Raw genomic sequence first — 14,295 nt, 5'->3', positions numbered from 1 at the left:
ATGGAATTCGAATGCGCGCGACGCTCGCGTGCGGATTTATTTCGACAGCGTCGCGCGCACCGTATATTCGCCTTCGATTGCTCCGTGCTCGGGACGTACGAAATAACGCGACGAATCCAGATCGGCCGGCAGCGGCTCGACCGGATAGCCGTGCTTCTCCCACGCGTCGAGTCCGCCCTTCAGCGCGCGGATGTTGTGGATCATCTTCTTGCGCTGCATCTTCGCGATCAGGCGCTTCGCGGTGGCCTCGTTCGGGCACACGCAATACACGACGATCGGCCGCTTCAGCATTTCAGGATCGAGCAGGTCCGGCGAATCGAGATCGACCGGCACCGCGCCGGCGATCCGGTACGGTTCGCGCTCGCGGATCGCTTTCGGCCGCGCGTCGAAGATCAGCGGCGGCTCGTCCGACGTCATCATCTCGACGAGCTGCGGCGGCGAGATGCGCACCTGCGCAAGATAGCGGCGGAACTGCACGCGACGCACCCAGCGGTACAGCAGGAACGTGATGAAGATCGCGAGGAATGCATCGAGGATCGTGCCGCCGCTCGCGCGCACCCACAGCACGAACTGGACGATCTGGTCGTGAATGGCCGCGCCGCCGATCAGCCAGAACGCGGCCCACAGCGATGCGCCGGCCAGATCCCAGAACAGGAACACGCCGACGCCGATCGCGGTCGTGCCGAGCAGCGGCGCCGACACGAGGCCGAGGCCAGGCAGGAATTTGGACAATACGAGCAACGGCGCGCCGTATCTTTCGAATACGTTACGTGCGAACCGCAGCGTCGTGTCGAGCGACAGCGAGAAGCGCACGAGGCCGTTCAGCAGGCGCCGGCCGCGCGTGCGGCCCATGAAGAACCACAGCGAATCGGCCAGCATCGTCGCACCGATCGCCGCCGCGAACATGCTGACCCAGGACGCCTGCCCCATTGCCGCCATCGTGCCGCCGAGAATCAGCATCGGCACGGCCGGCACCGGCACGCCGAGCTGCGTGATCAACACGCTCGCGAACACGGCCCATGGGCCGAGCGACGATGGAATAGCGATGGGAAAGTGCCACACGGCGGCGCTCCTGGAAGGCATGCAGTGGCGCGACGGGGGCCGTCGGCACGGCGGGGCAACGGCCGCCGCGGCACGCCCGCAGCCGACCCGATGCACCACGGCATTCTAAACGGGTTTGGCCGCGACCGCGCGGAACACGCACCGCCGGCACGGGCTTGGCGCCCTTGATGGCACGGCCGTGACAGTCACATGTCGGTGCGCTGGGCGAGCTGCCCGACGTGTTCCGCGTAGTCGGGAAACGCGGCGGCCAGCGCGGTCGCGTCGGCCAGTTCGAATTCCGCGAACTCGAAGCCCGGCGCCACCGTGCAGCCGACGAGCGCGACATGCTCCGGCAACGCGCAGCGCGCGCCGAACCAGCTCCCGGCCCGCACGACCGCCTGGAACACGGTGCCCGGATGCGTGAGCGGGTTGCCGAGCCGGTGGATCGTCAGCCCGTCGCGCTCGTCGAGCACCCACACTTCGATCGGGTCGCCCGCGTAGAAATGCCAGACTTCGTCGGAGCGGATCCGGTGCCACGACGAATACGCGCCGTCGCACAACAGGTAGTAGATCGCGGTCGACGCGGCGCGTGGCGCGCCGTCGGCCGGACGCACGACCGAATCGGTCGCACGGTAGGTTTCGCGGAAATAGCCGCCTTCGGGATGCGGCTGCAGGTCGAACTGGCGAATCAGGTCGGTAGCGGAGATCGGCATGGCGGATGACGTCGGTAAGGTAAGGAACCGGGCAGCCGGCGTACGGCCTCGCTTCGCTCATCGCGATCGCATGTCGCCGGATGCTGCTGCGTCGATCGCCGCGGCCATGCGCGCGGCGAACAAGCGGACACCGGTCGATGCTGCCAGAACTGCGTGTCCGGATGCAACCGCCGGCACGCGATTGTGCGCGCGAGGGACACCGGGCATGCCGCGCTCGCGCGGTCGATGCGACGGCAGCGACAGCCGCGCTCACACGCCGTGCGCGTGGCGTTTCCGTTTCATCCGGCCGTCATCCGACGAATGCGCGAGACGGTCGCCGCCCGCAACCGCTCGTGCGTCCACGTCAGCGCCGTACCCCGCGCGTCACGCAGCCGCCGGCGTGCCGGGCTCGCTGTGCCGCACCAGCAGCACGGGCCGGTCGGCCGCGCGCAGCAGCGATTCGGCGACACTGCCGAGCAGCAGCCGGCGCAGGCCATGCCGCCCGCTCGTGCCCATCACGATCAGGTCGGCATCGGCTTCGGCCGCCGTGCGCATCAGCACCGTGGCGACGTCCTCGCCGTAAGCGTCGAGCGCGCGCACGGTGCCTCGCACCTGCTCGTGCGCGAGCGCCGCCTTCGCGTCGTCGAGCACCGGCGTCGCCGCATCGGCGGCGGCCGCATCGCCGTCGCGCGCGGCCGCGAAGCCCGCATCGACGTCGACCAGTTGCGGCCGGTGCTCGACGACGTACGCGCAGGTCACTTCGCCGCCGGACGCCGCCGCGATCCGGATCGCCTCGTTCAGCGCGAGACGCGCGCTCGGGCTGCCGTCGAGCCCGACGAAAATCCGCTTGTACATGGTCCGTCCCTCCGACCGGGCACGCACCGCGCGTCGCGCGACGGCGGCCCGTTATCGCCACCCGGCCCGGTGCCGGGTGGCCTGCCGAACAGTCTGCCCCACGTGCCGACGCGCCCGTTGATGCGCGTCAAGCGCGGCCGGCGCGCCCCCTGCTCCACGCCTGGCTGCCGCTATTTCTAGTGACCCCATTACAAAAAACGTGTAAATCGCGCACAATTTCATCTTGAAAATAGACGTTGCGTGCAGCCCGTGCGAGTTTGCCCGGTTTTGCTGCGCTGCCCCCGTGCCACGGGGCGGCCCCCGACAACAGAATGGCCATCGAATGACCGCAAGTGGAACCCCGACGCGGGACGCCCGAGGGCCTACGCGCCTCCAGATCATGTTACGCCAGCCGCTCGCGACCGGCGTCGTTGCACTATGCGCCGGCGCCGTGCTGTCGCTCGGCGTCGCGCTGCTCGTGCGCGAGCAGTGGCAAGGCGCCGTCCATACGCGTTTCGAACGCCGCACGACGCATGTGACGGCGATGCTCCGCCATGAGCTGCAATCCGGCGCGGCCGTGCTCGAAGGCGCGCGCGGCGCGTTCAACCTCGTCCCGGGCATGACGCCCGAACAATGGCGCCGGTATGCGGAGATGCTCGACCTCGACAGCGGGCGCTCGCCGGTCCGCCAGATCGGCTATGCCCCGCTGCCGCCCGCGACGCGCACCGCTCTCGCCGGCGCGAAGCCGCTGCCGGCCGGCACGCTCGCGACCGCCGCGCTCAGTGCCCCGGCGTCGAATTCACCGGTCGTGCGCTTCGGCGCGTCCGACGCGGCGCCGCTCGCGCGTGCGCTGCAGACTGGCGACGTCGCGCTCGGCGTCCACCCGGCCGACGACGACACGTCCCGCGAGGCCCGCACCTTTACGCTGTTCCTGCCGGTTGCCGTGTCGCCGCGTGCGGCCGCCACACCGCCCGGCCCGCGCGAAAACGGCGCCGACGGCGTGCTGTTCGCGGCGTTGAGCCCGCGGCGCCTGGTCGAGCGTGCGCTCGACGCGGAACGCGGGATCGACGTGTGGATCACCGCCGGCGGCGATCGGCGCGCGATCGTCAGCGTCGAAACGACGACCGACGAGGCCTCGGCTTCGCCCGACCTGATGCGGCGCACCGACGAGCTGAATTTCGGCGGCACCGCGCTGACGCTCGCGTATTCCGCGGACGGCCGCCCGAGCGCCACCGGCGCGCAGCGCGCGGCCGGCACCGTGCTCGCCGCGGGCCTGATCGCGTCGATCGCGTTCGCGGTGCTGATCCATGCGCTGCTGCGCAGCCGCTCCGCCGCCGATCCGGGCGCAAGCAGCCGCGGCATCCTCAACGAGGCGCGGATGATGGGCATCATCCGTTCGTCGATGGAAGCGATCATCACGATCGACGAAAAGCAGACGGTCGTCATCTTCAATCCGATGGCCGAGCAGGTGTTCGGCGTGTCCGCGATGGAGGCGATCGGCGCGCCGCTGTCGCGCTTCATCCCCGAGCGGTTCCGCGCCGCGCACGCCAAGCACGTCGACCAGTTCGGCGTGACGGGCGTGTCCGAGCGGCAGATGGGCCGCCAGCGGGTGCTGTTCGGGCTGCGCGCCAACGGCGAGGAATTCCCGATCGAGGCGTCGATTTCGCAGATCCGCGACGCGTCGGGCAAGCTCTATACGGTGATGCTGCGCGACATCACCGAGCGGCAGCGCGCCGATAACGCGCTGAAGCAGTCGCGTGAAGAATTGCGCGAACTGTCGGCGAACCTGCAGAACGTGCGCGAAGAGGAAAAGACCCGCATCGCGCGCGAACTGCACGACGACCTCGGCCAGCAGCTCACCGCGCTGAAGATGGATCTGTCGGTGGTCGAACAGCAGCTGCGCGTGCCGGGTCGCACACAGCCCGACGAAGACGTGCAGACGCACCTGCAGGGCATGCGGCGGCTGATCGACGCGACGGTCGCGTCGGTGCGGCGCATCGCGGCCGACCTGCGGCCCGTGATGCTCGACGATCTCGGCCTCGTGCCCGCGATCGAATGGCTCGCGAACGATTTCACGAACCGCTACGGGATCGATGTCGAGCGGCACATCGAAACCGGCGGGCTCACGTTCACGAGCGCGGGTGCGACCACGTTGTTCCGGATTGTCCAGGAAGCGCTGACGAACGTCGCGCGCCACGCGGATGCGACGCGCGTCGCGCTGCGGCTCGACGTCGAGGAAGGCTTCTGCGTGTTGCGCGTCGCGGACAACGGCCGCGGCTCGGCGCCCGGCGGCCCGGCCCATGAAGACAAATCGTTCGGCCTGATCGGGATTCGCGAACGCGCCCACATGCTGGGCGGCTCCGTGACGATCGACACCGCGCTCGCGCGCGGTTTCTCGATCACCGTCGCGTTCCCGCTCAGTACCGTCCAACAGGAAACACCCATCACATGATCAAGGTGCTCATCGCCGACGACCATACGCTCGTACGCGACGGTCTGCGGCACATCCTCCAGAACGCCACCGGATTCGAAGTGGCCGGCGAAGCCTGCGACGGCCCGTCGACGATCGCGCTCATACGCGCCACGCCCGCGCAGGTGCTCGTGCTCGACCTGTCGATGCCGGGCCGCAACGGCGTCGAACTGATCAAGCAGATCAAGGACGAGAAGCCCGCGCTGCGCGTCCTCGTGCTGACCATGCACGCGGAGCAGCAATACGCGGTGCGCGCGTTCCGCGCCGGCGCGTCGGGCTACCTGACGAAGGAAAGCGCGAGCGCCGAGCTGGTCGGCGCGGTCACGAAAGTGGCGTCGGGCGGCGTCTACGTGAGTCTCGCAATGGCCGAGCAGTTCGCGCAGAGCCTGAACGAGCCGGCCGAGACGCTGCCGCACCAGCGGCTGTCCGATCGCGAATTCGACGTGTTCCGGCGGATCGCCGCCGGCCAGACGCTGACCGAGATCGCCAACGCGCTATGCGTGAGCGCGAAGACGGTCAGCACGTACAAGACGCGTATCCTGGAAAAGATGCAGATGCCGCACGAAGCGGCGCTGGTGCGTTACGCGATGCGGCACAAGCTGCTCGACGAAACGGACGACGTGTAACGGAGGTCGTGTAACGGATGACGCCCGGCAGCGGCTGGATGGCAGGTGCCGCCGGCCGCCCGGCATGCGCCCGGCCGGGCGGCGCACCCCGCTTACCCGTTTATCCGCTTACTTGGCCGGCACGGGGCACGCGAGATCGCCTTCCTCGCACGACAGATAGCCCTTCAGCGTGTCGGTGCGCGCTTTCGTCAGATCGTCGAGGCAGGTCGACACGACCATCGGATACACACTGCCGCCCTCGGCGTTCGCGCTGGAGAAGTTGCATTCGGCATCGCGGTACGCGATCCACGCACGCTGCGCATTCACGAGTTTGTCGGCGAGCGGCCGCGCATCGCGCAGGCGCGCGGTGACGGCCTGGTAGGTCCGGTTCAGTTCCCCGTCGGATTTCTTGTACGCGCGATCGGCGCACGCCGTCATCGCCGCCTGATCCGTCGCGTCGGCACAATTCGCCTGCGCATGGGCGACGTTCGCCGCCAGCGCGAGCGAGCACAGCAGACCAGTCAAGACACGCATGGATGCTCCTTGTTGTTCGTTGAAGTCGTGGAACCCGGTGCGTTGCGGCGCCCCGTTTGCATCGGTCACCCTGCGGCAGTGACATCGACCGCGATGCTAGCGCACGCGGGCCGGATTGTCAGCGGGCGCCGCGCGACCACCGGCCGCTACGACGGGTTCGCCGCCGGCTGATAGCGCTCGAAGAACGGCGTCACGTCGAAATAGTAGCGTCGGGACTGCCCGCTCGCGTCCGTCGCCGTCATCTCGTCGTAGCGACGGTCGCCCTTCCGGATCAGCGCCTGGCCGGTCACACGAAGCTGTTTCACCGCCAGCCACGAATACTCTTCATTGACGGCGACCACATGAACGGCTGTCTCGGGCGTCAACCCGTCGCCGCTGTGCGCGATTTCCTGCGTAATGCCGAACAGATAGAGGCGCATGTCGGCTTGCGCGGCTGTGTCTCCCGCCTTCCCCAGCAACGCACTGTAATTCGAAATCAGGCTGAATACCGGAATGTCGCGGATGGGCCGGATTCGTTCGATTTCGCGAATCTTCGACAACGCACCGGCGATGTCGCCTTGCTGTTCGAGCTGGATCGCCTGCTTCTGCGAATCCTGAACCAGCTGCATCAGTTCGAGGTAGTTGAAGCTCCGGTCCGACAGGAATCGTGCGCGTTGTGCCCGGGCGTCCTTCCATGCGACCGCATATTTTCCATCCTGGTCCGATACCGGCAGCGGCTTGAAGATATCCCGGCTGGCCTGGTTGATCTCGGCGCGCTCTCGAGGATTCATCACGAAGTACGCAACCGCGGCGCCGCTTCCCGCGCCCGAATAGGTCACCTTCTGAAGACTCGCGCCCTGATGCTGAATCGCCTCGACACCGGTGGCATGAACCTGCCGCAAGCGCAGCCACTCCGCGATTTCGCCGACCCGGACGACCCGCACCGGATCGTCGGGCGTGCTTCCGCTGCCGGAGAATTTCAACAGGATCGCCGCAAAGCCGGCCGCACGGCGCCGGCACGCACCGGCCTCGGGCTCCTTGGCAAGGCTCTTGTATATGTCGAAACAAGCGGCCTGAACGGCGTAGTCGGGATATCGATCCAGCGGTGCGTACTTCTGCAGTTCGAGCAGTTTGTCCAGCGCCTGCTGGCTGGCGCCCGATTGATTCAGCGCATTGGCCTGGCCGGCGATTGCCTGTGTGTCGCGGGAAAACGCCTGAAGATCGATGTGTTCATCGTTCGCGATGCGCTGCCTTTCCGTCTGCAGCGTGTCGATCAGCGACGAAGCGTCCTGAGCGAACGCGCTTGCGGCAGCAAGCCCCAGAAGCAAAACTGCCCAACATCCGTTGAATCGCATGACGCCCCCGTTTTATTTCATTTGCGCCGCTCACGCGCGGCTTGTTCGATGGGCTCGAATCTATCATCGTTCGGACGGTTTGCAATTCGGATGGCGGCGCCGGCGGCCGGCACGTTTCGGCGCAAAAAAGCCCGCACTCGAATGAACCGGGTGCGGGCTTCTCGATACGGCCAAGGCGGCGGCTCCGAAGACCGCCGTCCGGCAACGGGCTCAGTGGCCGAAGAACACCGACGAACGGTCGGATGCGGCGGGGACGACCACGCGCTGGCCCGACTGCGACGCTGCGGCAGGGTTCGAACCGTAGCCCGTTGCATCAGCTTGCGCACCGGTGTTCTGCGCGGCGGCGATCTTTGCCTGTGCGGCCTGGATGTTTTCCGGGTAATTGATCCAGTCGTTCGGGTTGTAGCCGGCCTTTTCGAGCTGGACCAGCTCGGCGCGCACTTGGGCGCGCGTCAGCGGCTGCTGGTTCGATTGGGCGAACGAGACGACCGGTGCGGCCACCAGGGCGGCCAGTGCAACTGCCTTGATCAGCGATTTCATGATGCGTTACCTCCAGGATTGTTTTGTCAGGCGCTTCGGACTCGGGGTCGTTGCGCATGAGTAGAAGTCTAGGAGGCCGCACTATCAGGGTAAATACTTAAATCACGAATTCACTGTTGACGGAAAAAAGACAATCGCTGCGGAACATGCCGAATCATCAGATGATTAGCGGCATTCACGCACTGAATACCGTGGCGCGGCACCCGGTGCGCGCAGCCCTGCATCAGCGCCGCCGGCCGGTATCCGGCGACGCCATCAACCGGTCGAACAGCAGCGCCTTGAGGCGGATCAGGTCGTCGGCGCCTGTTTCGCCGAACGCCGCGTGATGCAGCGTCAGCGCGGGCGCGGCCGGATCGGCATGAACGGCGCGCACCGTGCCGTCGAGCGCCAGCAGCTCGACCCGATCGCCCGCCGCGTACGGAAGCTGCACGCGCAAGGTTTCGCCGATGGCGGCGATCGGCCGGTCGACGGCAATCGACAGGCCGCTCACGCTGATGTCGTGCACCATCCCGATGCCTTCCGCGCCCTCCGACCCGCCCGCGCAGCAGGCGGCGATCCGCACCGGCACGCGCGGTTCCGCGCGCGTGCGCAGCCGGTCGACGAAGCCGGGCGACGACAGCACCAGGAACCGCGCGGCGCCCGCTTCCTGCACCGACTCGACCGTCGCGCCGAAACGCGACACCGCGGCACGGCCGATTGCCACGGCCTCGATGTCGTCGCCACGCGCGAAGTCGAGCGCGGCCGCCGGCTGCGGCTCGACGAACAGCGCGCCCGATGCGGCGATGCCGATCAACCGGCAGCGCTGCAGCCCGCGGGTCGTGCCGACCCGGCGGCGGATGCCGATCGAAGCGCCCGGCGACAATCCCATCCGCTGCGCGTGAGGCACCGCGGCAGGCGCGCGCGGCTCGGCCGCGGCTTCGGCATCGTCGCGCCGTCGTACCGGACGGAAATGGTCGAACAGGAAAGCATGCTGCGCGGCATCGTGCAGCGTCGTGCCGGCCGGCAGCAGCGCGGCGCCGTCGGCATCGAAGAGATCGAAGCCGAGCGGGACGCCGGCGGCGAGATCGTCGCGCGCGAGCGGGACGTAGTCGGTAGATAGCCTCATCGGGGCGGCGCGGAGCGACCGCGCGAGCTGTCATGACAACATGATTACGGCAGCATCGCGCGAATTCTGAACGGCTCCGCTACTGCGAAGCGCCGGGCGCGTCGGGTGCGGCCTGCACCGGCGCTGGGGACGGTGCAGCCGAAGGGGCGGCAGCCGGTGCGGCGCCGAGGCCCGTGCTGCTTCCGCCCGCCGCACTCGCCCCCGCCGGCGGCTGCGCGGGTTGCGACTGCGATGCGCCCGCCGACAGCGCGGCGGCCGACGCGACCACTTCGGACGCCGGCACCCATTCCTCGACGATGCCGCCCGATGCCGCTTCGGGTGCCGATGCGGCTGATGCGGCCGACGCCGCGCCCGTATCAGCGTCGGGCGCACGCTCCACCCGCTGCGTCCTGACCGGTGCGGGGGCCTTCTTCGCCTCGGGCGGGAACCACGTGTCGACCAGATCCGTCACGCGCTCGCGCAGCGACGCGAACCAGCCGGGCGACGGCTCGGTATCGAATTTCGCCTTCGTGTCGACGATCCGGGCGCGCTGCGCACGCTGGAAGAAATCGCCGACGATCGGCAGCGCACTGTGCGCGCCCTGCCCCCAGTAGTCGCTGCGCAGCGTCACGCGGCCGTCGTCGAACCCGACCCACGCACCGGCGACGAGGCCGGGCTGCATCAGGATGAACCAGCCGTCCGCGTTGTCCTGCGTCGTGCCCGTCTTGCCGGCCACGTCACCCCGGATCCCGAAGCGCGTGCGGATGCTGCCGCCCGTGCCGCGCGTCACGACGTCGCGCATCACGCTGAGCAGCGTCTTGTCGGTTTCGGCGTCGAGCGCGCGCTCGGGCGGTGCCGGCGCGTATTCGGCGAGGACGTCGCCCTGGCGGTTCTCGATGCGCGTGACCATCTGCGGCTCGACGTACAGGCCGCCGTTTGCGATCGTCGCGTACGACGCGACCATCTCCTTCAGCGTGACCGGGCTCGTGCCGAGCGCCAGCGACGGCACGCGTTCGAGCGGGCTTTCGCGCACGCCCATGTCGCGTGCGAGCCTGGCCACGGCAGCCGGCCCGACCTTCTCCATCACCTGCGCGGTGATCCGGTTGCGCGACAGCGCGACCGCGTCGCGCAGCGTCATCGGTTTGCCGGTGGGCGGCACGTCGTCGTTCGGCCGCCAGATCTCGCCGCCCTTCAGCGGAATCTCGACCGGCTGGTCGATGAACGTGTCGTCCGGCTTCATCCCGTTCGCGAACGCGACGCCATAGACGAACGGCTTGAACGTCGAGCCCGGCTGGCGCCGCGCCTGCGCGACGTGGTCGAACGGTTCGTTGGTGAAGTCGCGGCTGCCGACCCACGCACGGATCTGCCCGTCGCGCGGATCGATCGCGAGGAAGCCGGCCTGCACGTCGGTCTTCGTCTTGCACAGCGCGCGCATGAAACCGCGGTCGGCCGCGAGCAGCTTCATCGCGGCCGCGTCGTCCTTGCCGGCGTCCTGCGCGGCCTTGTACTCGGGCGACTCTCGCATGAAGGTGCGGAACACCTCATTGTCGGTGCCGCAGCCGTCGCGGCCGCTCCACGCGCTGTTCGCGATGCCCTGCAACTGGTTGCCCTGCAGCGTGAGCGCCTGCGTCGCCATCTGCTGCAGGCGCGAGTCGATCGTCGTGCGCACGATCAGCCCGTCCGAGTAGATGTTGTAGTCGTTGCGGTCGGCCCATGCGATCAGCCATTTGCGCAACTGCTGCGCGAAGTGAGGCGCCGGCCCCGGCGGCTCCTTCTGGCGCTCGAAGTCGATCCGCAGCGGCCGGCGCTGCAACTGCGCGAACTGCGCGGGCGACAGCTTGCCGTACTTCACCATCTGGCCGAGCACCGTGTTGCGCCGCTGCAGCGCACGCTCGGGGTTCAGCACCGGGTTGTAGTAGCTGTTGCCCTTCAGCATCCCGACCAGCGTCGCGCTGTCGAGCACGTCGAGCTCGTCGGCCGACTTGTCGAAATAGGTGCGCGCGGCCATCTCGACGCCGTACGCGTTGTACAGGAACGGCACCGTGTTCAGGTAAGTCTCGAGGATCTGGTCCTTGCTGTAGACCGCCTCGATCTTCAGCGCGGTGATCGCCTCCTTCACCTTGCGCGTGAGCGTCGGCGCACGGCCAATCTCGTCCGGATACAGGTTGCGCGCGAGCTGCTGCGTGATCGTCGAGCCGCCCTGGCGGCTGCCCGAGAACGTATGGAGCGCGGCCGATGCCGTGCGCTTCCAGTCGAGGCCGTGATGCTCGTAGAAACGGTGATCCTCGGTCGCGATCAGCGCGTCGACCATGTGCGGCGAGATCTGCTTGAGCGGCACCCATTCGCGGTTCGACGGCTTGAATTCGGCCAGCAGCTTGCCGTCGGCGGACAGCACCTGCGCGGGCTGGTCGACGCGGGCCTTGCGGATGTCGCCGATGCCCGGCGTGAACGGAATGAGCACGACCACGTACACCACGAACAGCGCCGGCACGGCGGCGCCGGCGAGCAGGACGCCGCGGCGCGTCGGGTGGCGGACATGCTGCCACGCGGTGGCGGCGAGGGGCTTGACCCGCGCGACGGCGGCAGCCGCGACGGGTTGGGCGCGCGCGACCCATCTGGCACAGAAGGCACGCACTGACGACACGTTTCGGCGATTCACGCGGGTGGAGCTCGGCTGAAAAGGGTGCATCGTACCAAACTCGCGCGGGCCGCCGGACGGCGATGGCGTGGCGGCGGCACACACCGGGCGGCCGAGCGGCCGTTCACACGCAAAAAAGGCGCGCGCCCCGTGACGGGAACGACGCGCCAAGCCTGGTACGACAAACGGGCGGCCGCGCCGGGCGCAGCCGATCGGCGCGGCAACTCAGCGCACGAGAAAACCGTAGGTCAGCGGATCGCGCTCGTCGACGATCCAGTTCGCGAACCCGCAGATATGCGCGCTGCCTTCCACTTCCGGAATCACGGCCGGGATGTCGCCGACCGTCGTTTCGCGCAGCACGCGCCCCTTGAAGACCGTGCCGACGATCGATTCGTTGACAAGCGTATCGCCCGCCGCGAGCAGCCCGCGCTGGTAGAGCTGCGCGACCCGGCCGCCGGTGCCGGAACCGGTCGGCGAGCGGTCGACCTCGCGATCCGCGAACACGCAGCAGTTCGCCTGCGTCGAGCCCGGGTGGCGCGGCGCGTTGGCGATGATCGTGCCGTAGATGTGATTGATTTCCGGGATCTCCGGATGCACGACCGGGTACTTCGCGTTCGCGGCGGCCTTCACTTCCGCACCGAAACGGATCAGCTTTTCCACCGCCGCTTCGCGCACCGGCAGGTCGAACGGCGCACCGTCGACGTAGAAGTAGAACGCGCCGCCGTACGCGATGTCGCCGGTCACGGTGCCGAACGACGGCGTCTCGACCGACACGTCGCGCTGCCAGATGAACGACGGCACGTTGACGAAGCGCACCGGCCCCGCATGCTCGCCGTCCCACTTGACGAACGCTTCGATGAAGCCGCACGGCGCATCGATGCCGACCCGCGTTTCCGGCACCGTGCGCTGCACCCAGCCGAGCTCGACGGCCGCGGTCGACAGCGCGATCACGCCGTGCCCGCAATGGTCGCTGTAGCCTTCGTTGTGCACGAAGATCACGCCGAAATCGGCGTTCGGCGACACGGGCTCGGTCAGGTAGCCGCCGTACATGTCGGCGTGGCCGCGCGGTTCGAACATCAGCGCGCGGCGGATCTCGTCGGCGTTTTCCTTGAGCCACGCGCGGCGCTGGACGATCGTGTCGCCGGGCGCGCGCGGCAGCCCGCTCGTGACGATGCGGAACGCTTCGCCGCCGGTGTGGACTTCGACGGTGGAAAGGGATCGGGAAATTTTCATGGGGGAATCGAAAGCGTTGAAACGAAGGACGGCGGCCGCGCCGCCGTCCGATGGCTGGCTGGCCGTTACTTCGCGTACGGTTCCGGCAGGCCGTTGCGGATCACGTAGACGGTGGTCGGCGCGCCCTTCAGGTCGCCGTTCGCGTCGAACGAATAGGTGCCCGCGACGCCCGTGTAGTTCGACTTCGCGAGCTGCGCGATCAGCTTCGCCTTGTCGGAGGTCGTGCCGGCCTTGACCATCGCGTCGGCGAGCAGCTTCATCCCGTCGTAGTAGTTCACGCCATAGACCTGCGTATCGGTGTGATACGTGTCGTGGTACTTCTTCAGGAATTCGCGGCCGGCCGCCGTTTTCTCGAGCGCAACGCCGCCCTGCGCGCAGTAGACGATCGACGCCGCGTCGCCCGCGACCTTGCCCATGTCGGCCGAGCAGATGCCGTCGCCGCCGAGCAGCTTCGCGCGCAGCCCGCGCTGCTTCATCTGCTTGGCCATCGGCGCGCCCTGGGCCGCATAGCCGCCGAGGAAGATCACGTCGGGGTTGCTGGCCTTGATCTTGGTGAGAATGCCGAGGAAATCGGTGGCCGACGAGTTCGTGAATTCCTGGTCGACGATCTTGATCCCGTTCGCCTTCGCGACGTTCATGAACTGCTCGGCCACGCCCTGCCCGTACGCGGTGCGATCGTCGATCACGGCGGCGGTTTTCGCGTTCAGCGTCTTCGCGGCGAAGGTGGCCATCGTGCCGCCGAGCTGCTCGTCGCTCGCGCCGATCCGGAAGATGTTCTTGAAACCCTGCCTGGTCAGCGCCGGGTTCGACGCGACCGGCAGCATCGGCACGCCGGCAGTCGAGTACACGCGCGATGCGGGAATCGCGACGCCCGAGTTGTACGGCCCGAGCACCGCGACCACGCCCTTGTCGACGAGGTTCTGCGCCACCTGCACACCGGCCTTCGGGTCGGCCTGGTCGTCGTCGGAGACCAGTTTGAACGTGACGGTCTTGCCGGCGACCTTGATGCCGGCCTTGTTGAGTTCGTCGACGGCCAGCCGCGCTCCGTTTTCATTGTCCTTGCCGTTCGCGGCCTGCGGGCCGGTGAGCGGCGCCGAATGGCCGATCATCACGACTTCCTGCGCGTGCGCGGAAGTCAGCGCGCCGGCGGCGATGGCCACCGAGAGCGCGGTAACGAGGTGTCGCATGATGTCTCCTGATTGGTTTTGTGTGAAACCAATGTAGGATACGCGTGGTCACCATGCAAGCAATTTCAAAATAAAAACTTCGATTCTGGTCATTTTTCAGACC

12 protein-coding genes are annotated in these 14,295 nt (G+C 68.0%); 2 read left to right on the top strand and 10 right to left on the bottom strand.

Features of this window, described 5'->3' with window-relative positions; translation table 11 throughout:
- Nucleotides 1-36: 36 nt before the first annotated feature.
- The 3 genes from FFS49_RS06450 to FFS49_RS06440 form a co-directional block, all read right to left on the bottom strand.
- A complete protein-coding gene (locus tag FFS49_RS06450; RefSeq protein ID WP_105815266.1) occupies nucleotides 37-1,062 on the bottom strand; it encodes a DedA family protein/thiosulfate sulfurtransferase GlpE in 1,026 nt (341 codons plus the stop codon).
- Nucleotides 1,063-1,247: 185 nt separating this feature from the next.
- Nucleotides 1,248-1,754, bottom strand: a complete 507-nt coding sequence (locus FFS49_RS06445; RefSeq protein ID WP_105815267.1) for a cupin domain-containing protein — start codon at nucleotides 1,752-1,754, stop codon at nucleotides 1,248-1,250.
- Nucleotides 1,755-2,117: 363 nt separating this feature from the next.
- Nucleotides 2,118-2,588 carry a universal stress protein gene (locus FFS49_RS06440; RefSeq protein ID WP_039367391.1) on the bottom strand — a complete coding sequence of 157 codons (471 nt, stop codon included), beginning with the start codon at nucleotides 2,586-2,588 and terminating at the stop codon, nucleotides 2,118-2,120.
- Nucleotides 2,589-2,910: 322 nt separating this feature from the next.
- On the opposite strand from FFS49_RS06440, the gene FFS49_RS06435 reads away from it, so the two are divergent.
- A complete protein-coding gene (locus FFS49_RS06435; protein WP_105815268.1) occupies nucleotides 2,911-5,019 on the top strand; it encodes a PAS domain S-box protein in 2,109 nt (702 codons plus the stop codon).
- On the top strand, nucleotides 5,016-5,663 hold the full coding sequence (locus FFS49_RS06430) for a response regulator transcription factor (protein ID WP_039367385.1): 648 nt from the start codon (nucleotides 5,016-5,018) through the stop codon (nucleotides 5,661-5,663). Before FFS49_RS06435 ends, FFS49_RS06430 begins: the two co-directional genes overlap by 4 nt.
- Nucleotides 5,664-5,771: 108 nt before the next feature.
- On the opposite strand, the gene FFS49_RS06425 is transcribed toward FFS49_RS06430, so the two are convergent.
- The 7 genes from FFS49_RS06425 to FFS49_RS06395 all read right to left on the bottom strand — a co-directional run bounded on the left by FFS49_RS06425 (nucleotide 5,772) and on the right by FFS49_RS06395 (nucleotide 14,192).
- On the bottom strand, nucleotides 5,772-6,176 hold the full coding sequence (locus FFS49_RS06425) for a lysozyme inhibitor LprI family protein (protein ID WP_039367382.1): 405 nt from the start codon (nucleotides 6,174-6,176) through the stop codon (nucleotides 5,772-5,774).
- 146 nt (nucleotides 6,177-6,322) lie between these two features.
- Nucleotides 6,323-7,510: a DUF4919 domain-containing protein gene (locus FFS49_RS06420; protein WP_105815269.1), complete on the bottom strand. Its 1,188-nt coding sequence runs from the start codon at nucleotides 7,508-7,510 to the stop codon at nucleotides 6,323-6,325.
- Between the two features lie 210 nt (nucleotides 7,511-7,720).
- Nucleotides 7,721-8,050 carry a DUF4148 domain-containing protein gene (locus FFS49_RS06415; RefSeq protein ID WP_105815270.1) on the bottom strand — a complete coding sequence of 110 codons (330 nt, stop codon included), beginning with the start codon at nucleotides 8,048-8,050 and terminating at the stop codon, nucleotides 7,721-7,723.
- Nucleotides 8,051-8,273: 223 nt separating this feature from the next.
- Nucleotides 8,274-9,155 (bottom strand): PilZ domain-containing protein, encoded by an 882-nt coding sequence (locus FFS49_RS06410; protein WP_105815271.1) that lies wholly within the window; start codon nucleotides 9,153-9,155, stop codon nucleotides 8,274-8,276.
- Nucleotides 9,156-9,234: 79 nt separating this feature from the next.
- On the bottom strand, nucleotides 9,235-11,823 hold the full coding sequence (locus tag FFS49_RS06405; protein ID WP_105815272.1) for a transglycosylase domain-containing protein: 2,589 nt from the start codon (nucleotides 11,821-11,823) through the stop codon (nucleotides 9,235-9,237).
- Between the two features lie 174 nt (nucleotides 11,824-11,997).
- The gene (gene lhpH, locus FFS49_RS06400; protein ID WP_039367367.1) at nucleotides 11,998-13,005 is read right to left on the bottom strand and encodes a trans-3-hydroxy-L-proline dehydratase; all 1,008 of its coding nucleotides are present in this window, start codon (nucleotides 13,003-13,005) and stop codon (nucleotides 11,998-12,000) included.
- 65 nt (nucleotides 13,006-13,070) lie between these two features.
- On the bottom strand, nucleotides 13,071-14,192 hold the full coding sequence (locus tag FFS49_RS06395; protein WP_071332623.1) for a branched-chain amino acid ABC transporter substrate-binding protein: 1,122 nt from the start codon (nucleotides 14,190-14,192) through the stop codon (nucleotides 13,071-13,073).
- Nucleotides 14,193-14,295: the final 103 nt, after the last annotated feature.

The organism is Burkholderia sp. 4NA327C6 (genome assembly GCF_005502655.1).
GTDB classification, from domain to species: Bacteria; Pseudomonadota; Gammaproteobacteria; order Burkholderiales; family Burkholderiaceae; genus Burkholderia; species Burkholderia contaminans.
Note: the sequence above shows the minus strand (reverse complement) of the source record. Positions and strands in the feature narration are given on the sequence as shown.